The following is a 22,538-nucleotide window of genomic DNA, read 5'->3' as shown; positions in this document are numbered from 1 at the left end:
GCCCCCGCCGACGCCTGGCCCGGCCCGGCCGGTCCCCGTCTGCTCCTTACTCCTTGCCGAGCAGATCCGCCGGGAACGCCCCGGCCTCCAGCGCCGCGCCCGCGAACACCGTCCCCAGCTCCGTGAGGCGCTCGACGCCCGCCGCGCCCAGGTGCTCGTAGGGAGCACGGTCCAGGCGGTCCGTGGCCTCCTCGACGTCCTTGCGCAGCGCGACGCCCGCCTCCGTCAACTCGACCTTGCCGTCGTGCAGTCCGCGGACGCGGAGCCGCTCCACCGCGGCGTCCCAGTCCTCCTGGTTCCAGCCGCGCGTGCTGAAGTTCCACTTCGGCGTCATGCCCTTGCCGGTCGCCGTGTGGCTCACCAGCGCCTCCAGGCCGTCGAGTTCGGCGTGCTGGAGGGCCGTGAGGTGCCCGTCGCCCCGGTGCTCGCGCAGCAGCGTCGCGGCGTGCCAGAGCGCGAGGTGCGGCTGCTCGGGCACGGGCAGGTCCGCGTGGGCCGCGTACAGCGGGCGGGCGGAACGGGAGCAGGCCTCGGTGGCGCGCAGCGCGAGCTCGGCCGCCTCCGCCATCTCCGGGGATGCGATGGCTTCCTCTCCGAGGAGGCGCCGCAGGGTCGTGTCGACGGCACGCAGACGTGCCGCAAGTACGTCCTCGGGGGTCGCGGTGCGCCAGATGCCGGGCACGTGCCGGGCGACGAGGTCGTGCTTGTAGTTGTAGAACGCCGCCGTGACCACTCCGGCGCCGACCGGACCCATCGCCGCCGTGCGCACGGCGAAATTGACGGCCCTGGGGCTGGTGATGCCGATCTCGGTCAGCTCGCGTCCCGCGTCGGGCGAGAAGTAGTGCGTCGAGTGCAGCGAATTGAGCACGTTGTGACATCGACGTCCCGCGCGCGGGTGCAGTGCCGCCGCCGGGGAGGAAGGCGTGAGAGAAGTCATGAGCGCACGCTACCGACTGGTTGGTATGACGTGAAGCCCGGGGCTCTCGCACGCGAAGGCCGCCTCGGCGTCGCGTCCGCCCATGGCAGGAAGAGTGGGCCATTCGTCATTGCAGCCATCGCGCGCGGGGCCAAGAATCAGGGCATGGAGCAGCGAACTGTCCTGGTCGTCCTCTTCGACGGGGTCCAGAGTCTCGATGTCACGGGGCCGGTGGAGGTCTTCACGGGCGCCGCCGCGGTCCGCGGCGGAGACGAACCGGCGTACCGCATCCGCACCGCCTCCCTGGACGGCGCCCCCGTACGCACCTCGAGCGGGCTCACGCTCGTACCGGACTCCTCCCTCGCCGACGCCCCCGTGCCGCACACCCTGCTCGTCCCGGGCGGACTCGGCAGCCGCGAAGCCGACCCTCGCCTGGTCGACTGGCTCCGGACGAACGCCTCGCGCGCGCGGCGCCTGGTCTCGGTCTGCACCGGCGCCATCCTGTTCGCCGAAGCCGGGCTCCTGGACGGCCGCCGGGTGACGACCCACTGGGCGTACTGCGCCAAGCTCGCCCTCGACCACCCCGCCATCGAGGTCGACCCCGACCCGATCTTCGTCCGCGACGGCCATGTCGCCACGTCCGCGGGCGTGACCGCCGGCATCGACCTGGCCCTGGCCCTCGTCGAGGAGGACCTGGGCCGGGACGAGGCGCTGATGGTCGCGCGGTATCTCGTCGTCTTCCTGCGGCGCCCGGGGAACCAGGCGCAGTTCAGCGCCCAGCTCGCCGTACAGACGGCCCAGCGCGAGCCGCTGCGCGAGGTCCAGCAGTGGATCACCGAGCACCCGGACGAGAACCTCTGCGTCGATTCGCTCGCCGCCCGCGCCCGGCTCTCACCCCGGCACTTCGCCCGCGCGTTCCAGACGGAGACCGGGATGACGCCGGGCAAGTACGTCGAGCGCGTGCGCGTCGAGCATGCGCGCCGCCTCCTGGAGGACACCTCCCACGGGGTCGAGGAGGTCTCGCGCGCCTGCGGCTACGGCACCCCGGAGGCGATGCGCCGGGCCTTCGTCAAGACCCTCGGCGCGGCGCCCGCCGAGTACCGGCGGCGCTTCCACGCCCCCTTCCCCGCTCAGGCCGCCCCCGCCCCCGCACTCAACGGATAGGCACTCCATGCAGATCGCCATCGCCCTGTTCGAACGCTTCACCGCCCTGGACGCGGTCGGCCCGTACGAGACCCTCAGCCGGATGCCCGGCGCCGAGACCGTCTTCGTGGCGGAGCGCCCCGGGCCGGTGCGCAACGACAACGGCTCCCTGGGGCTCGTCGCCGACCGCGCCTTCGCCGACGTACCGAACCCCGACATCCTGGTCGTGCCCGGCGGCCCCGGCCAGAGCGACCAGATGGCGAACGAGACGCTCCTGGACTGGGTCCGCTCCGCCGATGCCACCAGCACCTGGACGACGTCCGTGTGCACCGGCTCCCTCCTGCTCGCCGCAGCCGGGCTGCTCAAGGGGCGCCGCGCCACCTCGCACTGGCTCGCGCTCGCGGAGCTGGAGCGGTTCGGCGTGGAGTCGACGGGGGAGCGGGTGGTGTTCGACGGCAAGTACGTCACAGCGGCCGGAGTCTCCTCCGGCCTCGACATGGGGCTCGCCCTCATCGGCCGGATCGCGGGCGATGAGCAGGCCCAGACCGTGCAGCTCCTGACGGAGTACGACCCCCAGCCGCCCTACGACGCCGGTTCCCCGCAGAAGGCGCCCGCGCACCTGGTCGAGAAGTTCCGCGCGGGGAGCCGCTTCAGCCAGTAGCGGCGCTGCCGGGCGTCCATGTGAAGCGCGGCTCGCGACGCTCCAGGAAGGCGGCGACTCCCTCCGCGGTGTCGCCGCCCGCGCGCGCCTGCCCGGTCCAGTACGCGTCCCGGTCCGTGTGTCCCGCGGCGAACTCCTTGGCCGCGGCCTGTGTCAGCTGCGAGCGCGAGGCAAGGATCCTGGTGAACTCCGCCACCCGCTTGTCCAGTTCGCCCGCGGGCAGCACCTCGTCCACCAGACCGGTGCGCAGCGCACGCCCCGCGTCGATCAACTCGCCCGAGAACAGCAGGTACTTGGCGGTCGCGGGCCCCACGAGCGACACCAGGCGCCGCGTGGACGAGGACGGGTAGACGATCCCCAGCTTCGCCGGAGTGATCCCGAACAGGGCGCCCTCGTCCGCGAACCGCAGATCGCAGGCGGCCGCCAGCTGGCTGCCCCCGCCCACGCAGTAGCCGCGCACCGCGGCAAGGGTCGGCTTCGGGAAGGCCGCGAGCGCCTCCTCGGCCCGCACGGCCAGATCCTGCGCATCGCCGGGCGCCTGGCGCAGCGAGGAGATGTCGGCCCCCGCGCAGAACGTCGCACCCTCGCCGGTCAGCACGACCGCCCGAACGGCCGGGTCGGCGGCGAGCCCGGCGAGCAGCGGCGGCACCTGGCGCCACATGTCCGCCGTCATGGCGTTGCGCTTGGCCGGATGGTCGATGACGACGGTGGCGACGCCGTGGGTGACGGCCTGCCTCAGCTGCGGCTCCATGCGCAGGATGCTATCCGCACTGCTCGAACGTACGATCAAGAAGGGGCGGCCCTGAGAACTCTGCGCAGCGGGGGAAGCAGGACGGAGACGCTGATGGCCCGATCCAAGAGCGCCCGGACCGCCGCACCGGAGGCCCAAGGCGCCAAGCAGCTCAACCGCAGCCTCGGCTGGCTCGCCGTGCTGGGCGCGATCCTGGCGGTGGCCGGTCTTGTGGGCCTCGTCTACACGGGCTTCGCCACCCTCACCTCCATGCTCCTCTTCGGCTGGCTGCTCCTGATCGGCGGCTGTGTCGGCCTGCTGCACGCGGTGCAGTCGCGCGGCACGAACTTCTTCTGGCTGGGTGTGGTCGTGGCCGCGCTGAACCTCGCCGCCGGTGTCGTGATCATCCGCAGGCCGGATGTGGCGGCGGAGGCGCTGACGATGTTCGCCGCGCTGCTGTTCCTGACCGGCGGTGTGTTCCGTCTTGTCGGCAGCCTGGTGGTGCGCGGCCCGCAGTTCGGCTGGACGCTCGTGCAGGGCGCCTTCGGTCTCCTTCTCGGCATCCTGGTGCTCGCCAACTGGCCGAGCAGCAGCCAGTACGTGATCGGCTGCTTCTTCTCGCTCGCGCTGCTCTTCGACGGCCTCGGCCTGCTCGCCGCGGGCCTGGGCGGGCGCCGGATCGTGAGCATGGTCGCGGAGGGACCGGACTCCGGCCGACCCGGCGGACGCGGCGGACCGGAAGAACCCGAACAACCCGTACAAACCGAAGAAAGCTTGAAAGCGAAACCGGAGGGGCAGGAACAGTCGCACAACTGACGCGCTCGGGCGTCAGTGATCAAATGTCGTCGATAGTCGCTGACTTATGGTCAGTCATGCGGTCCGGACCAGGACATTCCCAACACTCGATGCGTGGTGACAATCGAGCGCAAGGGCGGCGACCGGACGATGGACGGCGACGGGAGGGGGCCCGGCCCACTCCCTCGGGATACCGGAAAGGTGCCGTACGAGGGCGTGTGGCGCTTCACCGCCGCCGCCGTCGACGCCTCGGTGCCCCAGGCGCGGCACGCGGTACGTGACCTGCTCGCCAGGCAGGGCGTGCCCGCGCCGGACGACCTCGTGCAGGGCCTGCTCCTGATCGTCTCCGAACTGGTCACCAACGCGGTGCGGCACGCGGCCCTGCTCTCGCCGATGCTCGCGGTGGAGGTGGCGGTGGGCGCCGAGTGGGTGCGGGTCTCCGTGGAGGACGACCACCCCTACCGCCCGACCGCCCTGGTGGCCGACCACGGCCAGACCGGCGGCCGAGGTCTCCTCCTCGTCCGCGAGATCACGCAGGAGGCGGGCGGTGCCTGCGACGTCGAGCACACCGCGAGCGGGGGCAAGGTCATCTGGGCGGCCCTGCCCCTGAAGCCCGACGGTACGGCCCCGGACGGGAGTTGACTCACCAGCCGGCGGAAGGCCCCGTCAGCTCCCTGATCGCGGGGCGCGCCGCGTCCAGGACGGTCATGAACCACGCGGAGAACGGCCCGTTCGCATGCCGCTGAGCCAGCTCGTCGGCCGTCACGAACGCGGTCTCGCCGACCTCGGACGGGTCGGGCCCGAGCGGCGACTGGACCATCCCCACGAAGAGATGGTTGAACTCCTGCTCCACCAGGCCCGAATCGGGGTCCGGGTGGTTGTAGCGCACCGTGCCCGCCTCCGCGAGCAGCGAGGGCGAGACGCCGAGCTCCTCGTACGTCCGGCGCGCGGCGGCCGCGAACGGCGCCTCGCCCGGGTACGGGTGCCCGCAGCAGGTGTTCGACCAGACGCCGGGGGAGTGGTACTTGCCCAGGGCGCGCTGCTGCAGCAACAGCCGCCCCTGCTCGTCGAAGAGGAAGACGGAGAACGCCCGGTGCAGCTGCCCGGGCGCCTGATGCGCGGAGAGTTTCTCCGCGGTGCCGATCGTCCTGCCGTCCTCGTCCACGAGTTCCAGCAAGATCGCTTCTCCGGTGCCGTTCGACGAGCTGTTCGCCGCGGTGGCAGGTGTGGTCGGCATACCCATCCTTCGCTTCGGTCTTCGAGCCTCAAGTCTGCCGTACAAGAGGGGCGCTGCTCGCAAGGAACCACCGGAAGCCACCCTCAGGGGCGTCAGTGGCAGAGCTTCGCCTCGTGCTCCGCGTGGCCGACCGGCTCCAGTTGGAAGGTGCAGTGCTCGACGTCGAAGTGGTCGCCCAGGCATCCCTGCAGCTCATGCAGCATCTTCTCGTGGCCGATCGCGTTCAGCGTCTCGCTGCTGACGACCACGTGCGCGGAGAGGACCGGCATCCCCGAAGTGATGGTCCAGGCGTGCAGGTCGTGGACGTCCTCGACACCCGGCAGATCCAGTATGTGCGAGCGGACCTCGGCCATGTCGACGCCCTTGGGGGCGGACTCCAGGAGCACGTTGAGGGTCTCCCGCAGCAGCTTCACCGTGCGCGGGACGATCATGAGACCGATGACCAGCGAGGCGATCGGGTCCGCCGCCTGCCAGCCGGTCGTCAGGATCAGGACCGCCGCGACGATCACCGCCAAGGAGCCGAGCGCGTCGGCCATGACCTCGAGGAAGGCGCCGCGCACGTTCAGGCTGTCCTTCTGGCCGCGCATCAGGAGCGAGAGCGAGATCATGTTCGCCAGCAGGCCGATGACGCCGAAGACGATGGTCAGTCCGCCCTCGGTCTCGGCGGGCGTGATGAACCGCTGGATCGCCTCGTACAGGACGTAGCCGCCGACGCCGAGCAGCAGAAGGCAATTGGCGAGCGCGGCGAGGATCTCGGCGCGGGCGTAGCCGAAGGTGCGGTTCTCCGTCGCCGGGCGGTTCGCGAACTGGATCGCGAGCAGCGCCATGCCCAGGCCGAGGGCGTCCGTCGCCATGTGCGTCGCGTCCGCGATGAGCGCGAGCGAATCCGCCATGATGCCGCCGACGATCTCGACCACCATGACGGTGATCGTGATCGAGAGCGCGATGCGCAGCCGCCCTCGGTACGCCGCCGTCGCGGTCCCCCCGTGTGTATGTCCGTGGTCGTGCCCAGCCCCCATGGAAGCCGCCTCCGTGTGGTCGGTATCGGTCTTCTGTTCCCCGGTCGCGCGTCTGTCGCGATCACAGTGAACTACGGGTGGGGGGTATCCGGCAACACGGCACTGAACACCGTTGTCATATGCTCTGACCTGCGGAAATGACCGCAGGTCAGAGCGTTGACGTCATCAGGCGCCGCGCGCCTCGGGGTGGTGGAGGCACCAGCCGTCCCACGCTGATTCGACCATCTCGCGCACCCCGCGCCGCGCCTTCCAGCCCAGCTCGTCGGCGGCCAGTCGCGCGTCCGCGACGGCGCGCGGGGCGTCGCCCTCACGGCGCGGCTCCACGAGTGCCGGGCGGCTGTCTCCGGAGATCTCGCCGATGAGGGTGACGAGTTCGCGTACGGAAACACCCTCGCCGCGGCCGATGTTCACCGTCAGGTCGCCCCCGGGGTGCGCCTCGACGCGGCGGGCCGCCGCGAGGTGGGCGTCGGCGAGATCGGCGACGTGGATGTAGTCGCGGACGCACGTGCCGTCCGGCGTCGGATGGTCGTCGCCGAAGATCCGCGGCGCCTCGTCACGGGTGAGCCGGTCGAAGACCATCGGGATCACGTTGTAGACCCCGGTGTCCGCGAGCTCGGGGGCCGCGGCGCCCGCCACGTTGAAGTAGCGCAGGCACACGGTCGCGATGCCGTGCGCCCGCCCGGCGGCCCGCACCAGCCACTCCCCGGCGAGCTTCGTCTCGCCGTAGGGGTTGATCGGGACGCACGGAGTGTTCTCCGCCACCAGATCCACATCCGGCGGGTTCCCGTACACCGCGGCCGACGAGGAGAAGACGAACCGCTTGATGCCGGCGTCGGCCACCGCCTCGAGCAGCGTCACCAGGCCGCCCACGTTCTCCCGGTAGTAGCGCAGTGGCTGCTCCACGGATTCGCCGACCTGCTTGCGGGCCGCGAGATGCACCACACCCGTCACCTCGTGCTCGGCGAAGACCCGCCGCAGCAGCTCACCGTCGAGCGATGAGCCCCTAATGAGAGGGATGTCCGCGGGGAGCCGCTCCGGCACCCCGGCCGAGACATCGTCAAGGACGACGACCCGCTCCCCGGCGCCGGCCATCGCCCGCGCCACATGTGCCCCGATATATCCCGCTCCACCTGTGATCATCCACGTCATGGGCGTCGACTTTATGTCGTTTGTGCCGGTCGAACGAAGTGCGGTTTGTGGGCGCCGCCCCTGATCGACCATGATGATCGAGTTGGCACAGGCCCTCGCAGGCCGTGCTTATCGGGCCGTAAACGGGCGGTGAACGCCCGCTTCCAATCATCCGATAGCCTCTGCCGACGTGCCGCCCGGCCGCTGCCGGCCAGGGGCGCCCCTCATCACGCACGTGCCCGGCGCGAGCCGCGCCGGCAATCAAGGAGTGAGTTCGTCTGTCGACCGCCATCCTGACCGGTCAGCCGGTCCCCGGGTCGCCGCTCGAAGGCGATCTGCGGTCCCTGGGGTTTGACGTCCGGGTCGCCTCCGACGCCGCGGACACCGAGACGCTGCTCGCCGCCGTCCCCGCCGGGCAGCGGGTCGCGATCGTCGACACGCGCTTCGTGGGCCACGTCCACGCGCTCCGCCTCGGCCTCACCGACCCGCGCTTCCCGGCGTCGGCAGTCCCCGGCGCCGTCACCGCGCAGCCCGAGGCCCGAGCGGACCTGACAAGCGCGCTGCGCGCCACCGCCGGATCGGGCAACGGCGGCGGCTCCTCCGCAGTGACGGTCGAGGCTCTCGCGGACCACGTGGCCGAGGCGATCGAGGCCGAGGGCCGCGATCTCCACCGCCCCGACCTCGGCACCCTCGTCGCCACCGTGCCCAGCGATCCGCAGACGCGGAACGAGGCACGGCAGGCCGTCGCCGCGGTAGACGACGAAGCCGTACGCCTGCGGACGGCCGTCAAGTCGCGGGACGGCTTCTTCACGACGTACTGCATCTCCCCCTACTCGCGCTACATCGCCCGATGGTGCGCGCGTCGCGGCCTCACCCCGAACCAGGTCACCACCGCCTCGCTGCTCGTCGCCCTGATCGCGGCGGGCTGCGCGGCCACCGGCACCCGCGGCGGCTTCGTCGCGGCCGGCCTGCTGCTGCTCTTCTCCTTCGTCCTGGACTGCACGGACGGACAGCTCGCCCGCTACTCCCTGCAGTACTCGACGCTGGGCGCCTGGCTGGACGCGACCTTCGACCGCGCCAAGGAGTACGCCTACTACGCGGGCCTCGCGCTCGGCGCGGCCCAAGGCGGCGACGACGTATGGGCGCTGGCGCTCGGCGCGATGGTCCTGCAGACCTGCCGGCACGTCGTCGACTTCTCCTTCAACGAGGCGAATCACGACGCCACCGCCAACACCAGCCCCACAGCGGCCCTTTCGGACAAGCTCGACAGCGTCGGCTGGACCGTATGGCTGCGCCGGATGATCGTGCTCCCGATCGGCGAGCGCTGGGCGCTGATCGCCGTGCTCACCGCGGTGACCACCCCGCGCATCACCCTGGTCGTGCTGCTCATCGGCTGCGGGCTCGCCGCCTGCTACACCACCGCGGGGCGCGTGCTGCGCTCGCTGACCCGCAGGGCCACCCGCACCGACCGCGCCGCACAGGCACTCGCGGACCTGGCCGACACCGGGCCGCTCGCGTCCCCCTTTGCGGCGCTCAACAGCGGCGGGCTTCCCGCGCCTGTCCTCGCCTTCGCCGGCGGCGCGGTGCTCGCCTGCGTGGCGGGTCTCACGTCGTACGGCAGCCCGTGGGTGGTCGTCGCCGCCGTGATCTACGTCGTCACTTCGGGCCTCGCCGTCGCCCGGCCCCTCAAGGGCGCCCTCGACTGGCTGGTCCCGCCGTTCTTCCGCGCGGCCGAGTACGGCACGATCCTGCTGCTCGCCGCCAAGGCGGACGTGAACGGGGCCTTGCCCGCGGCTTTCGGCCTGGTGTCCGCTGTCGCCTACCATCACTACGACACGGTGTACCGCATCCGCGGCAACGCAGGCGCGCCGCCGCACTGGCTGGTGCGGGCGATCGGCGGGCATGAAGGCAGGACGCTGGTGGTCGCTCTCGCCGCCGCCCTGCTCACCGACACAGATTTCACCGTCGCGCTCACGGCACTCGCCGTGGCCGTGGCACTCGTGGTGCTCGTCGAGAGCATCCGCTACTGGGTGACCGCTCACAAACGCGGAGCACCCGCCGTACACGATGAAGGAGAACCCGCATGATCGGCCTCGTGCTGGCGGCCGGCGCCGGACGGCGTCTTCGCCCCTACACCGACACGCTCCCCAAGGCCCTGGTGCCGGTCGACGGTGACACCACCATCCTCGACCTGACCCTCGGCAACTTCGCGGAGATCGGTCTGACCGAGGTCGCGATCATCGTCGGCTACAAGAAGGAGGCGGTCTACGACCGCAAGGCGGCGCTCGAGGAGAAGTACGGCCTCAAGCTCACGCTGATCGACAACGACAAGGCCGAGGAGTGGAACAACGCCTACTCCCTCTGGTGCGGTCGTGACGCGATCAAGCACACGGTGATCCTCGCCAACGGCGACACCGTGCACCCCGTCTCCGTCGAGAAGACGCTGCTCGCCGCCCGCGGCGACGGCAAGAAGATCATCCTCGCCCTCGACACGGTGAAGAACCTCGCCGACGAGGAGATGAAGGTCATCGTGGACCCCGAGAAGGGCGTCCAGAAGATCACCAAGCTGATGGACCCGGCGACCGCCACCGGTGAGTACATCGGTGTCACGCTCATCGAGGGCGACGCGGCCGACCAGCTGGCCGACGCCCTGAAGACCACCTTCGAGCGCGACCCCGACCTCTACTACGAGGACGGCTACCAGGAGCTCGTCAACCGAGGCTTCAAGATCGACGTGGAGCCGATCGGCGACGTCAAGTGGGTCGAGATCGACAACCACGACGACCTCGCCAAGGGCCGGGAGATCGCGTGCCAGTACTGACGAGGCTCATCCCCTCGCCGGTCGTCGTGGACATCCGGCCGGGGGCGCTCAACGACCTGGCCGGTGTCCTCGCGGACCAGCGGATCTGCTCGTCAACCGGCAAGCTCGCCATCGCCATCAGTGGCGGCTCCGGCGCGGTGCTCCGTCAGCGGCTCGAACCGTCGCTGCCCAGCGCCGAGTGGTTCGAGGTGGGCGGCGGCACGCTCGATGACGCCATCAAGCTCGCCGACGCCATCAAGAAGGGCCGCTACGACGCGGTCGTCGGCCTCGGCGGCGGCAAGATCATCGACTGCGCCAAGTTCGCCGCCGCGCGCGTCGGCCTGCCGCTGGTCGCCGTCGCGACGAACCTGTCGCACGACGGTCTGTGCTCGCCGGTCGCCACGCTCGACAACGACGCGGGCCGCGGCTCGTACGGAGTGCCGAACCCCATCGCGGTCGTCATCGACCTCGATGTGATCCGTGAGGCCCCCGTGCGTTTCGTGCGCTCCGGCATCGGCGACGCCCTGTCCAACATCTCCGCGATCGCGGACTGGGAGCTGGCCGCACGCGAGCGCGGCGAGGACATCGACGGGCTCGCGGCCGCCATGGCGCGCCAGGCCGGCGAGGCCGTCCTGCGTCACCCGGGCGGTGTCGGCGACGACGCCTTCCTGCAGGTACTCGCCGAGGGTCTGGTCCTCACCGGCATCGCGATGTCCGTGTCGGGCGACTCCCGCCCGGCGTCCGGCGCCTGCCACGAGATCAACCATGCCTTCGACCTCCTCTTCCCCAAGCGCGCTGCCAGCCACGGCGAGCAGTGCGGCCTGGGAGCGGCCTTCGCGATGTTCCTGCGCGGAGCACGCGAGGAGTCGCTGTACATGGTGGAGGTGCTGCGCAGGCACGGCCTTCCCGTGACGCCGGAGGAGATCGGCTTCACCGTGGACGAGTTCGTCCAGGTCGTGGAGTACGCCCCGCAGACGCGCCCCGGGCGCTACACGATCCTCGAGCACCTCAATCTGAATTCCGACCAGATCAAGGACGCATACGCCGACTATGCCAAGGCCATCGGTAGCTGAACTCCGCCCCGTCGTTCACCCCGCAGGGGTGAAGGACCGGCGCAGCGGTGAGCACTGGGCGGGACGCCTGTACATGCGAGAGATCTCGCTGCGCTGCGACCGCTACCTGGTGAACACCAGGATCACGCCCAACCAGCTCACGTACCTGATGACCGTGGCCGGCGCCCTCGCCGCCCCGGCCCTCCTGGTGCCGGGGATCACGGGCGCCGTACTCGGCGTGATCATGGTCCAGCTGTATCTCCTGCTGGACTGCGTCGACGGCGAGATCGCCCGCTGGCGCAAGCAGTACTCCATGGCCGGGGTCTACCTGGACCGTGTCGCCGCCTACCTGTGCGACGCCGCGGTCCTCGTCGGCTTCGGCCTGCGCGCCGCCGACCTGTGGGGCTCGGGCCGTATCGACTGGCTCTGGGCCTTCCTCGGCACGCTCGCCGCGCTCGGCGCCATCCTGATCAAGGCGGAGACCGACCTCGTCGGCGTCGCCCGTCACCAGCAGGGCCTCGCGCCGGTCAAGGAGTCGGCCTCCGAGCCGCGCTCGTCCGGCATGGCCCTGGCCCGCAAGGCCGCCGGAGCCCTGAAGTTCCACCGGCTCGTGCTCGGCATCGAGGCGTCCCTGCTCATCCTGGTCCTCGCGATCGTGGACTCGGTCCGCGGCGACCTGCTCTTCTCGCGTATCGGTGTCGCCGTCCTCGCCGGCATCGCCATGCTGCAGACCCTGCTGCACCTCGTGTCCATCCTCGCCTCCAGCAGGCTGAAGTGAGTACGGCGGCAGGCAGTCGACCCCTGAAGGTCGGCGCGGTCATCATCACCATGGGCAACCGGCCGCAGGAGCTGCGCGCCCTTCTCGACTCGGTCGCCAAGCAGGACGGCGACCCGGTCGAGGTGGTGGTCGTCGGCAACGGCGCCCCCGTGCCCGACGTCCCCGAAGGCGTACGCACCGTCGAGCTGCCGGAGAACCTCGGCATCCCGGGCGGTCGCAACGTCGGTATCGAGGCCTTCGGCCCCGGCGGCACCGACGTAGACGTACTCCTCTTCCTCGACGACGACGGCCTCCTGGCCAACACGGACACGGCCCAGCTGTGCCGCGAGGCCTTCGAGGCCGACCCCAAGCTCGGCATCATCAGCTTCCGGATCGCCGACCCGGACACGGGGGAGACCCAGCGCCGCCACGTCCCGCGGCTGCGCGCGGCCGACCCGATGCGCTCATCCCGCGTGACGACCTTCCTCGGCGGCGCCAACGCCGTCCGTACGCAGGTCATGGCCGAGGTCGGCGGACTGCCCGACGAGTTCTTCTACGCCCACGAGGAGACCGACCTCGCCTGGCGTGCGCTGAACGCGGGCTGGATGATCGACTACCGCGCCGACATGGTGCTCTTCCACCCGACGACCGCCCCCTCGCGGCACGCGGTCTACCACCGGATGGTCGCCCGCAACCGGGTCTGGCTCGCCCGCCGGAATCTGCCCGTGCTCCTGGTCCCGGTCTACCTTGGTGTGTGGATGCTCCTGACCCTGGCCAGGCGGCCCTCGGGCCCGGCGCTCAAGGCCTGGTTCGGCGGGTTCAAGGAGGGCTGGACGACGCCCTGCGGACCTCGCAAGCCGATGAGGTGGCGTACGGTGTGGCGCCTGACCCGACTGGGCCGACCTCCTGTCATCTGACAAGCTCGGGTCTGAGAACATCTGGGCCATACCCCGGTCCCTGGCCCATGCCTACGCCCGACCGGCTGCGCATCTGAAGACGAAAGTTTCCACTCGTGAGTGAGACAACGCATGACGGCGGAGTCGCATTGACCGCGCCTCCGTCGCCCGATGACGGGCTCTCCCGGACCGAGCTCGCCGCCAAGTACGGTCTGACCGTCAGCGGCGCACGGCCCGGACTTTTCGAGTACGTCCACCAGCTCTGGGGACGGCGCCACTTCATCCTCGCCTTCTCACAGGCGAAGCTGACCGCCCAGTACAGCCAGGCCAAGCTCGGCCAGCTGTGGCAGGTGGCGACGCCGCTCCTCAACGCGCTCGTCTACTTCCTCATCTTCGGTCTGATCCTGGGCGCCGACCGGGGCATGCCCCGTGAGGTCTATGTCCCGTTCCTGGTCACGGGCGTCTTCGTCTTCACCTTCACGCAGTCCTCGGTGATGGCGGGTGTCCGGGCCATCGCGGGCAACCTCGGCCTGGTCCGCGCGCTGCACTTCCCGCGGGCCTCGCTGCCGATCTCGTTCTCGCTGCAGCAGCTCCAGCAGCTGCTCTTCTCGATGATCGTGCTGTTCATCATCATGATCGGCTTCGGCAGCTACCCCAAGCTTTCGTGGCTGCTGATCCTCCCGGTCCTGGCCCTGCAGTTCCTGTTCAACACCGGCCTCGCGATGATCATGGCAAGGCTCGGCAGCAAGACCCCCGACCTCGCGCAGCTGATGCCGTTCGTGATGCGTACGTGGATGTACGCGTCCGGCGTGATGTTCTCGATCCCGGTGATGCTCGAGGGCAGGCCCGCGTGGATCGCCGACATCCTGCAGTGGAACCCGGCGGCCATCTACATGGACCTGATGCGCTTCGCGCTGATCGACGGCTACGGCTCGGAGAACCTGCCGCCGCACGTCTGGGCGGTCGCGGCGGGCTGGGCCGTGCTGGTCGCCGTCGGCGGCTTCGTGTATTTCTGGAAGGCTGAGGAGCGATACGGCCGTGGCTGACGACACCAACGTCGACAAGACGCACATCCCCACCGTCATCGCCGACGAGCTGCACATCGTCTACCGCGTGAACGGCGCGAAGACGGGCAAGGGCAGCGCCACCTCCGCGCTGAGCCGCATCATCAGGCGCGGCGAGGAGCGGGGCGTACGCAAGGTGCACGCCGTGCGCGGCGTCAGCTTCACCTCCTACCGCGGCGAGGCCATCGGCCTGATCGGCTCGAACGGCTCCGGCAAGTCGACCCTGCTCCGTGCCATCGCGGGCCTGCTGCCCGCCGAGAAGGGCAAGGTCTTTACCGATGGCCAGCCCTCGCTGCTCGGCGTCAATGCGGCCCTGATGAACGACCTGACGGGCGAGCGCAACGTCATACTCGGCGGGCTCGCGATGGGCATGACGCGCGAGCAGATCAGGGAGCGCTACCAGGACATCGTCGACTTCTCGGGCATCAACGAGAAGGGCGACTTCATCACCCTGCCGATGCGCACCTACTCGTCGGGCATGGCGGCCCGCCTGCGGTTCTCCATCGCGGCCGCCAAGGACCACGACGTACTGATGATCGACGAGGCGCTTGCGACGGGTGACCGGAAGTTCCAGAAGCGCTCCGAGGCCCGCATCCGCGAGCTCCGCAAGGAGGCCGGCACGGTCTTCCTCGTCAGCCACAACAACAAGTCCATCCGTGACACCTGCGACCGCGTGCTGTGGCTCGAACGCGGTGAGCTGCGCATGGACGGGCCGACCGACGAGGTCATCAAGGAGTACGAGAAGTTCACGGGCAAGTAGCACGCCCCGTACGCCCGAATGAGCCAGGGCCCCACCGGAGTCAACCCGGTGGGGCCCTGTCGCGTCATGAGTCTTCGACTGCCCCGATGGTTGCCTCAAGTCCCTCTGGCCCAGGGAAGTTTGACGCCAATCGGTGTGTTGTTGTGATGCGCGGAACACCCCGACGATGCAGGCTGCGTTGTACAACGTAAGCTGTAACGGTGCTGATTCGCGGCAAGTGGGGCGATATCGCGCGGCGCCCCGGCTCATGGCACGGTCCGCCTCGCGGAGGGCCGGGCGGCGTGTCCGAAATGGGATGTATTGGGTCGGCAGTGTAGAACGGGAGATGTGACGGCAATGGCTACGGATGATCTCCAGCTGCGCGACGCATCCGCCGTCCTCGCGAAGGCCGCGGACGAGAACTTCCCGGTGGCGCCCTTCTTCCTGCCCCGCGCCTGGCGCGACGACCTCATGGCCGTGTACGGCTTCGCCCGCCTCGTCGACGACATCGGCGACGGCGACCTGGCCCCCGGCGGCGCCGACGCCCGCCACCTCGGTGTGGACCCCGCGGCTGCCCATGACCGGCTCGCCCTCCTGGACGCCTTCGAGGCCGACCTGCACCGGGTCTTCGACGCCACACCGCGGCACCCCCTGATGCGTGCGCTCCAGCCCACCGTCCGCCGCTGCGGCCTCACGCCCGAGCCCTTTCTCGGCCTGATCGCGGCCAACCGCCAGGACCAGCTCGTCGCGCGCTACGAGACGTACGACGACCTCCTGGCCTACTGCGAGCTGTCCGCGAACCCCGTGGGCCGCCTCGTTCTCGGCATCACCGGCACGGCGACCCCGGAGCGCATCCGCCGCTCGGACGCGGTGTGCACCGCCCTCCAGATCGTCGAGCACCTGCAGGACGTCGCCGAGGACCTGGGACAGGGCCGCATCTACCTGCCCGCCGATGACATGAAGCGATTTCATGTCCAGGAGCGGGATCTGGCCGCACCGACAGCAGGCGCGTCGGTGCGCGCACTGGTTGCATATGAAGCAGAACGCGCCCGCTGCCTCCTGAATGAAGGCACCCCCCTGGTGGGTAGCGTCCACGGCAGGCTGAAGGTGCTGCTTGCAGGTTTTGTGGCTGGGGGGAGGGCGGCGGTCCATGCGATCGCCGCCGCCGGATACGACGTACTTCCTGGACCGCCGAAGCCCACCAAGGCGCGTTTGCTGCGCGAGGTGGGGGCGGTTCTGCGAGGAGAGGGGTGAGCCGGACCGTGGAGTCAGGCCCGAACGTGTCCGCGCCGGTACTCGCCGCATACAGCTATTGCGAGGCCGTGACCGGGCAGCAGGCACGCAATTTCGCGTACGGCATCAGGCTGCTTCCGCTGCCCAAGCGCCGCGCGATGTCGGCGCTCTACGCCCTCTCGCGGCGCGTGGACGACATCGGCGACGGCGCGCTCGCGCCGGACATCAAGGCCGAGCGCCTCGACGAGACCCGGGCCCTGCTGGCCCGGATCCGCGAGGGCGAGGTGGACGAGGACGACACCGACCCCGTGGCGGTGGCGCTCGCGCATGCCGCGACGCACTTCCCCATCCCGCTCGGCGGGCTCGACGAGCTGATCGACGGTGTCCTGATGGACGTCCGCGGTGAGACGTACGAGACGTGGGAGGACCTCAAGGTCTACTGCCGGTGCGTGGCGGGGGCCATCGGGCGGCTCTCGCTGGGCGTGTTCGGTACGGAGCGGGGGGCGCTGAACGCCGAGCGCGCGCCGGAGTATGCCGACACGCTCGGTCTCGCGCTCCAACTCACCAACATCCTCCGCGACGTTCGCGAGGACGCCGAGGGCGGGCGCACCTATCTGCCCGCCGACGACCTCGCCAAGTTCGGCTGCTCCGCCGGGTTCTCCGGCTCGCAGCCGCCCGCCGGTTCCGACTTCGCCGGGCTCGTGCACTTCGAGGTGCGCAGGGCGCGGGCGCTGTTCGCCGAGGGATACCGACTGCTTCCCATGCTCGACCGGCGCAGCGGCGCCTGCGTCGCCGCCATGGCGGGCATCTACCGGCGGCTTCTCGACCGCATCGAGCGGGATCCGGAGGCGGTCCTGCGCGGTCGTGTCTCGCTGCCGGGCCGCGAAAAGGCGTACGTCGCCGTGCGCGGCCTCTCCGGTCTCGACGCACGCACCATCTCCCGACAGACCGTCAGGAGGCGTACTTGATGGGCATCCACGGCGAATGCGCTGAACGTAGGGCGACCTCCTGCAACCGGTGGGCAACCCTCCGCTGCGCCCCGGCGTCCCAGACTGCAACGGTCGAGGGGGAAAGCGCATGAGAGACGACGACACGCGACCGGCTGAGGAGGCCGAAGGCAACGCGGGACGAGGGAGCGCCGTGGTGGTCGGCGGAGGTCTCGCAGGCATCACCGCGGCGCTGTCCCTCGCCGACGCGGGGCTGCGCGTGACGCTGCTCGAAGGGCGGCCGCGCCTCGGCGGGCTCGCCTTCTCCTTCAAGCGCGGCGAGCTGACCGTCGACAACGGCCAGCACGTCTATCTGCGCTGCTGCACCGCCTACCGCTGGTTCCTCGACCGCGTCGACGGCGCGGCCCTCGCACCCCTGCAGGAACGTCTCGACGTGCCGGTCCTCGACGCCGACCGGAACCGGCTCGGGCGCCTTCGCCGCACCGCGCTGCCCGTGCCGCTGCACCTGGCGGCGAGCCTCGCCACGTATCCGCATCTGTCGCTCGCGGAGCGCGCCAACGTGGGACGCGCCGCGCTCGCCCTCAAGGGACTGGACCCGGCCGATCCGAAGCTGGACGGCCAGGACTTCGGCAGCTGGCTGGCCGCACACGGTCAGTCGGCGCGCGCGATCGAGGCCCTGTGGGACCTGGTCGGCGTGGCCACGCTGAACGCCGTCGCGGGGGACTCCTCGCTGGGGCTCGCCGCGATGGTCTTCAAGACCGGGCTGCTCTCGGAACCGGGCGCCGCCGACATCGGCTGGGCGCGCGTGCCCCTCGGTGATGTCCATGACACGCTGGCCCGCAAGGCGCTCGACTCCGCGGGCGTGCGAACCGAGCTGAGGACACGCGTCACCTCCATCTCCCGTACGGGGAACGGGGGTTGGAAGGTCGAAGTTCCCGGCGAGGCCATCGAGGCGGACACCGTCGTGCTCGCCGTGCCGCAGCACGAGACCCACGACCTGCTCCCGGACGGTGTCCTGGACGAGCCCGACCGGCTCCTCGACATCGACACCGCGCCGATCCTCAACATCCACGTCGTGTACGACCGCAAGGTGCTCAAGCGGCCCTTCTTCGCTGCCATCGGCTCGCCGGTGCAATGGGTCTTCGACCGGACCGACGCCTCCGGGCTCACCGAGGGCCAGTACCTCGCCCTGTCCCAGTCCGCCGCCCAGGGCGAGATCGACGCGCCCGTCGCCGCGCTGCGCGAGCGCTACCTGCCGGAGCTCGAGCGGCTGCTGCCCGCCGCGCACGGCGCCGAGGTGCGGGACTTCTTCGTGACGCGGGAGCGCACGGCGACGTTCGCGCCGACTCCCGGTGTGGGCCGGCTGCGGCCCGGTGCTCGCACCAAGGCCCCCGGCCTGTACCTGGCCGGGGCGTGGACCGCCACCGGGTGGCCCGCGACCATGGAGAGCGCCGTCCGCAGCGGCATCAGTGCCGCCGACGCGGCTCTCCGTGCACTGGACCGCCCCCGTGACCACCTCTTCGACGTCGAGGAGGCCGCGTGAAGCTCGACCTTCTGGGGTCAGGTCCCCAGAAATCCAGCACCGGAACAAGAGGAGAGACTGTGCCGACTGTGCCCTCGGCCGAATCGGCTGCCGACACGGTGGACGTGACCTCACTGCTCGAGCGCGGAAGGACGCTGGCCACCCCGGTGCTGCGGTCCGCCGTGGACCGCCTCGCGCCGCCCATGGACACCGTAGCCGCCTACCACTTCGGCTGGATCGACGCCGAGGGCAACCCGTCGGACGGCGACGGCGGCAAGGCCGTCCGCCCCGCGCTCGCCCTGCTCTCCGCCGAGGCGGCCGGCGCCGCGCCGGAGGTCGGCGTACCCGGAGCAGTCGCCGTCGAACTGGTGCACAACTTCTCGTTGCTGCACGACGATCTGATGGACGGCGACGAGCAGCGCCGACACCGCGACACGGTGTGGAAGGTGCACGGTCCGGCCCAGGCCATCCTCGTCGGCGACGCCCTCTTCGCGCTCGCCAACGAGATCCTCCTGGAGATCGGCACCGTCGAGGCGGGCCGCGCCACGCGCCGCCTGACCACCGCGACCCGCGCCCTGATCGACGGCCAGGCACAGGACATCTCCTACGAGCACCGCGAGCGGGTCACCGTCGAGGAGTGCCTGGAGATGGAGGGCAACAAGACCGGCGCCCTGCTCGCCTGCGCGGTCTCCATCGGCGCGGTACTCGGCGGCGCCGACGACCGCACCGCCGACACCCTGGAGAAGTACGGCTACCACCTCGGCCTCGCCTTCCAGGCCGTGGACGATCTGCTCGGCATCTGGGGCGACCCGGAGGCCACCGGAAAGCAGACCTGGAGCGACCTTCGCCAGCGCAAGAAGTCACTGCCCGTCGTGGCCGCGCTCGCCGCGGGCGGACCCGCGTCCGAGCAGCTCGGCGAGCTGCTCGCGGCCGACGCCAAGAGCAACGACTTCGACAGCTTCTCCGAGGAGGAGTTCGCCGCACGCGCCGCCCTGATCGAGCAGGCGGGCGGCCGGGAGTGGACCGCCGAGGAGGCCCGGCGCCAGCACACCATCGCCATCGAGGCGCTTGACACCATCCAGATGCCGGACCGGGTGCGGGCGCAGCTCGTCGCGCTCGCCGACTTCGTCGTCGTACGAAAGAGATGATCACTATCGATCAGATATGACTCGCAGTCGCCGGCCGGCGCCCAGCGCGTCGGCCGACGGCGGACCCACAGCAGAGAAGACGACTGCACGAAGGGGAAGCCATGACAGCGACGACCGACGGAAGCACCGGAGCGGTGACGCCCCGCGCGGCCTCGGCCAGCCAGCCACTCGACCGGGCCACCGCGACGGCAGGGTCACTTGACGCCGCCGCGCGCGCCATACAACGCTCCACCGATTTCCTGCTCGCGCAGCAGGACGCCCAGGGCTGGTGGAAGGGCGACCTCGACACGAACGTGACGATGGACGCCGAAGACCTGCTGCTCCGTCAGTTTCTGGGGATCCGGGACGAGAAGACCACGCACGCCGCCGCGCTCTTCATCCGCGGCGAGCAGCGCGAGGACGGAACCTGGGCGACCTTCCACGGCGGCCCGGGCGAACTCTCCACCACCATCGAGGCGTACGTCGCGCTGCGTCTCGCGGGCGACGCACCGGACGACCCGCACATGGCGAAGGCCTCCGCATGGATCCGCGACCAGGGCGGCATCGCCGCGAGCCGCGTCTTCACCCGCATCTGGCTCGCCCTGTTCGGCTGGTGGAAGTGGGACGACCTCCCCGAACTCCCGCCGGAACTCATCTACTTCCCCAAGTGGCTGCCCCTCAACATCTACGACTTCGGGTGCTGGGCCCGGCAGACGATCGTGCCGCTCACGGTCGTCTCCGCCAAGCGCCCCGTCCGGCCCGCGCCCTTCCCCCTTGACGAGCTGCACATCGACGCGCGCCTGCCGAACCCGAGCAAGCCCGTTGCCCCGCTGGGCAGTTGGGACGGCGTCTTCCAGCGGCTCGACAAGGCGCTGCACCTCTACCACAAGGTCGCCCCGCGCAAGGTGCGCAAGGCCGCGATGAACAGTGCCGCTCGCTGGATCATCGAACGCCAGGAGAACGACGGCTGCTGGGGCGGCATCCAGCCGCCCGCCGTCTACTCCGTGATCGCGCTGCATCTGCTCGGCTATGACCTGGAGCACCCGGTGCTCAAGGCGGGCCTCGCGTCGCTCGACCGGTTCGCGGTCTGGCGCGAGGACGGCGCCCGGATGATCGAGGCGTGTCAGTCGCCGGTCTGGGACACCTGCCTTGCGACCATCGCGCTCGCCGACGCGGGAGTGCCCGCCGACCATCCGCAGCTGGTCAAGGCGGCCGACTGGATGCTGGGCGAGGAGATCGTGCGGCCCGGCGACTGGTCCGTACGCAGGCCCCATCTCGCCCCCGGTGGCTGGGCGTTCGAGTTCCACAACGACAACTACCCGGACATCGACGACACTGCCGAGGTCGTCCTGGCCCTGCGCCGCGTCGACCACCCGGACCGCCCCCGCCTGGAGAACGCGATCGCCCGCGGCGTGCGCTGGAACCTGGGCATGCAGTCCAAGAACGGCGCCTGGGCAGCCTTCGACGCCGACAACACGAGCCCGTTCCCCAACCGGCTGCCGTTCTGCGACTTCGGCGAGGTCATCGACCCGCCGTCGGCCGACGTCACCGGGCACGTCGTCGAGATGCTCGCCATCGAGGGCAAGGCGCACGACCCGCGCACCCGACGCGGCATCGAGTGGCTGCTCGCCGAACAGGAGCCGGACGGCTCGTGGTTCGGCCGCTGGGGCGTCAACTACGTATACGGGACAGGGTCCGTGGTGCCCGCGCTCACCGCGGCAGGCCTGCCGGGCTCGCACCCCGCGCTGCGCCGCGCCGTCGACTGGCTCGAGTCGGTGCAGAACGACGACGGAGGCTGGGGCGAGGACCTGCGCTCCTACCGCTACGAGGAGTGGCGGGGCCATGGCGCCTCCACCGCGTCGCAGACCGCCTGGGCGCTGCTCGCGCTGCTCGCGGCCGGCGAGCGGGACTCCAAGGCAGTGGAGCGGGGCATCGTCCGGCTCGCAGAGACGCAGCGGGAGGACGGCTCCTGGGACGAGCCGTACTTCACCGGCACCGGCTTCCCCTGGGACTTCTCCATCAACTACCACCTCTACCGGCAGGTGTTCCCGCTCACCGCGCTCGGCCGGTACGTCAACGGGGAGCCGTTCGCGGGCCTCTCCGCCAAGGGGGGTTGATGGACCGGACCCCGGCCGCGGAGGGCCCCGCACCGCTGCTGATCGCCTGTGCACTCGGCATCGAGCACCTCGCCCTGCGCACGGGACCGGGAGGAGGCTCACACGGGCGGGTCACCATGCTCCGTACGGGGATGGGCCCCAAGAACGCCGAGCGCGCCGTCACCGGCGCCCTCGGCAAGGAGCCGCTGCGCCACGCCGCCGTCGTGGCCACCGGCTTCTGTGCCGGGCTCGCTCCCGGCATGCACCCCGGCGACCTGGTGGTCGCCGGGCAGACCCGCGACGCACACGGCCACACGCCCTGCGTCGGCACCGAACTGCTGGTCAAGGAGCTGGTGCGGGCCATGCCCGGACGCACCGTGCACACCGGCCCGCTCACCGGATCCGACCATGTCGTCCGCGGACACGAACGCGCCGACCTGCTCGCCACGGGCGCGATCGCGGTGGACATGGAGTCCGCCGCGACGCTGCGCAGCGCGATGCGGGCGGGAGCCCGGCCGGTTGCCGCCGTCCGGGTGGTCGTGGACGCCCCACAGCACGAACTCGTCCGCATCGGCACGGTGCGCGGTGGAATATCGGCTTTCCGTGTTCTTCGTGCCGTGCTTCCTGCATTTTTCGAATGGCACCGTTCTTCTTTGCTCCCTCGGAGGTGAGCCAG

22 protein-coding genes are annotated in these 22,538 nt (G+C 70.6%); 17 read left to right on the top strand and 5 right to left on the bottom strand.

What is annotated here, in order from left to right; genetic code table 11:
* Positions 1 to 46: 46 nt before the first annotated feature.
* Entirely contained in the window at positions 47 to 937 is an 891-nt protein-coding gene (locus tag ABD378_RS26260) for an SCO6745 family protein (protein WP_344524421.1), read from the bottom strand.
* A gap of 144 nt (positions 938 to 1,081) precedes the next feature.
* Here ABD378_RS26260 and ABD378_RS26255 point away from each other — a divergent pair, with 144 nt between their 5' ends.
* Positions 1,082 to 2,080: a GlxA family transcriptional regulator gene (locus tag ABD378_RS26255; protein WP_344524419.1), complete on the top strand. Its 999-nt coding sequence runs from the start codon at positions 1,082 to 1,084 to the stop codon at positions 2,078 to 2,080.
* A gap of 7 nt (positions 2,081 to 2,087) precedes the next feature.
* On the top strand, positions 2,088 to 2,720 hold the full coding sequence (locus tag ABD378_RS26250) for a DJ-1/PfpI family protein (protein WP_344524417.1): 633 nt from the start codon (positions 2,088 to 2,090) through the stop codon (positions 2,718 to 2,720).
* On the opposite strand, the gene ABD378_RS26245 is transcribed toward ABD378_RS26250, so the two are convergent.
* Positions 2,710 to 3,471 (bottom strand): enoyl-CoA hydratase/isomerase family protein, encoded by a 762-nt coding sequence (locus ABD378_RS26245; protein ID WP_344524415.1) that lies wholly within the window; start codon positions 3,469 to 3,471, stop codon positions 2,710 to 2,712. The genes ABD378_RS26250 and ABD378_RS26245 overlap by 11 nt on opposite strands.
* 93 nt (positions 3,472 to 3,564) lie before the next feature.
* Between ABD378_RS26245 and ABD378_RS26240 the strand changes: the two genes are divergently transcribed.
* Entirely contained in the window at positions 3,565 to 4,266 is a 702-nt protein-coding gene (locus ABD378_RS26240) for an HdeD family acid-resistance protein (RefSeq protein ID WP_344524413.1), read from the top strand.
* A gap of 129 nt (positions 4,267 to 4,395) precedes the next feature.
* Positions 4,396 to 4,887, top strand: coding sequence for an ATP-binding protein (locus ABD378_RS26235; protein WP_344524468.1), 492 nt, complete (start codon positions 4,396 to 4,398; stop codon positions 4,885 to 4,887).
* A 1-nt stretch (position 4,888) separates the two neighbouring features.
* On the opposite strand, the gene idi is transcribed toward ABD378_RS26235, so the two are convergent.
* From idi to galE, 3 genes are all read right to left on the bottom strand, one after another.
* Complete coding sequence (gene idi, locus ABD378_RS26230; RefSeq protein WP_344524412.1) at positions 4,889 to 5,482, bottom strand: isopentenyl-diphosphate Delta-isomerase; 594 nt, start codon at positions 5,480 to 5,482, stop codon at positions 4,889 to 4,891.
* Between the two features lie 92 nt (positions 5,483 to 5,574).
* Positions 5,575 to 6,501, bottom strand: a complete 927-nt coding sequence (locus tag ABD378_RS26225) for a cation diffusion facilitator family transporter (RefSeq protein WP_344524411.1) — start codon at positions 6,499 to 6,501, stop codon at positions 5,575 to 5,577.
* A gap of 165 nt (positions 6,502 to 6,666) precedes the next feature.
* Entirely contained in the window at positions 6,667 to 7,650 is a 984-nt protein-coding gene (gene galE, locus ABD378_RS26220) for a UDP-glucose 4-epimerase GalE (RefSeq protein WP_344524410.1), read from the bottom strand.
* Between the two features lie 257 nt (positions 7,651 to 7,907).
* Between galE and ABD378_RS26215 the strand changes: the two genes are divergently transcribed.
* The 13 genes from ABD378_RS26215 (at position 7,908) to ABD378_RS26155 (ending at position 22,533) form a co-directional block, all read left to right on the top strand.
* Entirely contained in the window at positions 7,908 to 9,716 is a 1,809-nt protein-coding gene (locus tag ABD378_RS26215; protein ID WP_344524466.1) for a DUF5941 domain-containing protein, read from the top strand.
* Positions 9,713 to 10,450 carry a phosphocholine cytidylyltransferase family protein gene (locus ABD378_RS26210; RefSeq protein ID WP_344524409.1) on the top strand — a complete coding sequence of 246 codons (738 nt, stop codon included), beginning with the start codon at positions 9,713 to 9,715 and terminating at the stop codon, positions 10,448 to 10,450. Before ABD378_RS26215 ends, ABD378_RS26210 begins: the two co-directional genes overlap by 4 nt.
* The gene (locus ABD378_RS26205) at positions 10,438 to 11,502 is read left to right on the top strand and encodes an iron-containing alcohol dehydrogenase family protein (RefSeq protein WP_344524408.1); all 1,065 of its coding nucleotides are present in this window, start codon (positions 10,438 to 10,440) and stop codon (positions 11,500 to 11,502) included. Before ABD378_RS26210 ends, ABD378_RS26205 begins: the two co-directional genes overlap by 13 nt.
* A complete protein-coding gene (locus ABD378_RS26200) occupies positions 11,480 to 12,259 on the top strand; it encodes a CDP-alcohol phosphatidyltransferase family protein (RefSeq protein WP_344524407.1) in 780 nt (259 codons plus the stop codon). The genes ABD378_RS26205 and ABD378_RS26200 overlap by 23 nt, the downstream gene beginning before the upstream one ends.
* A 50-nt stretch (positions 12,260 to 12,309) precedes the next feature.
* Positions 12,310 to 13,155 carry a glycosyltransferase family 2 protein gene (locus tag ABD378_RS26195; protein ID WP_344524464.1) on the top strand — a complete coding sequence of 282 codons (846 nt, stop codon included), beginning with the start codon at positions 12,310 to 12,312 and terminating at the stop codon, positions 13,153 to 13,155.
* Positions 13,156 to 13,250: 95 nt separating this feature from the next.
* Positions 13,251 to 14,180, top strand: coding sequence for an ABC transporter permease (locus ABD378_RS26190; protein ID WP_344524406.1), 930 nt, complete (start codon positions 13,251 to 13,253; stop codon positions 14,178 to 14,180).
* Positions 14,173 to 14,958, top strand: a complete 786-nt coding sequence (locus ABD378_RS26185) for an ABC transporter ATP-binding protein (RefSeq protein ID WP_344524405.1) — start codon at positions 14,173 to 14,175, stop codon at positions 14,956 to 14,958. Before ABD378_RS26190 ends, ABD378_RS26185 begins: the two co-directional genes overlap by 8 nt.
* Before the next feature lie 336 nt (positions 14,959 to 15,294).
* Positions 15,295 to 16,191, top strand: a complete 897-nt coding sequence (hpnC, locus tag ABD378_RS26180; RefSeq protein ID WP_344524404.1) for a squalene synthase HpnC — start codon at positions 15,295 to 15,297, stop codon at positions 16,189 to 16,191.
* Positions 16,188 to 17,138: a presqualene diphosphate synthase HpnD gene (gene hpnD / locus ABD378_RS26175; protein ID WP_344524403.1), complete on the top strand. Its 951-nt coding sequence runs from the start codon at positions 16,188 to 16,190 to the stop codon at positions 17,136 to 17,138. The genes hpnC and hpnD overlap by 4 nt, the downstream gene beginning before the upstream one ends.
* Positions 17,139 to 17,202: 64 nt before the next feature.
* Positions 17,203 to 18,660 (top strand): hydroxysqualene dehydroxylase HpnE, encoded by a 1,458-nt coding sequence (gene hpnE, locus ABD378_RS26170; protein ID WP_344524462.1) that lies wholly within the window; start codon positions 17,203 to 17,205, stop codon positions 18,658 to 18,660.
* A complete protein-coding gene (locus tag ABD378_RS26165; protein WP_344524402.1) occupies positions 18,657 to 19,787 on the top strand; it encodes a polyprenyl synthetase family protein in 1,131 nt (376 codons plus the stop codon). The genes hpnE and ABD378_RS26165 overlap by 4 nt, the downstream gene beginning before the upstream one ends.
* Before the next feature lie 101 nt (positions 19,788 to 19,888).
* The gene (gene shc, locus ABD378_RS26160; RefSeq protein WP_344524401.1) at positions 19,889 to 21,883 is read left to right on the top strand and encodes a squalene--hopene cyclase; all 1,995 of its coding nucleotides are present in this window, start codon (positions 19,889 to 19,891) and stop codon (positions 21,881 to 21,883) included.
* Positions 21,883 to 22,533 carry a phosphorylase family protein gene (locus ABD378_RS26155; RefSeq protein WP_344524400.1) on the top strand — a complete coding sequence of 217 codons (651 nt, stop codon included), beginning with the start codon at positions 21,883 to 21,885 and terminating at the stop codon, positions 22,531 to 22,533. Before shc ends, ABD378_RS26155 begins: the two co-directional genes overlap by 1 nt.
* Positions 22,534 to 22,538 lie beyond the last annotated feature (5 nt).

It is taken from the genome of Streptomyces rectiviolaceus, from assembly GCF_039533825.1.
Classification (GTDB): domain Bacteria; phylum Actinomycetota; class Actinomycetes; order Streptomycetales; family Streptomycetaceae; genus Streptomyces; species Streptomyces rectiviolaceus.
Note: the sequence above shows the minus strand (reverse complement) of the source record. Positions and strands in the feature narration are given on the sequence as shown.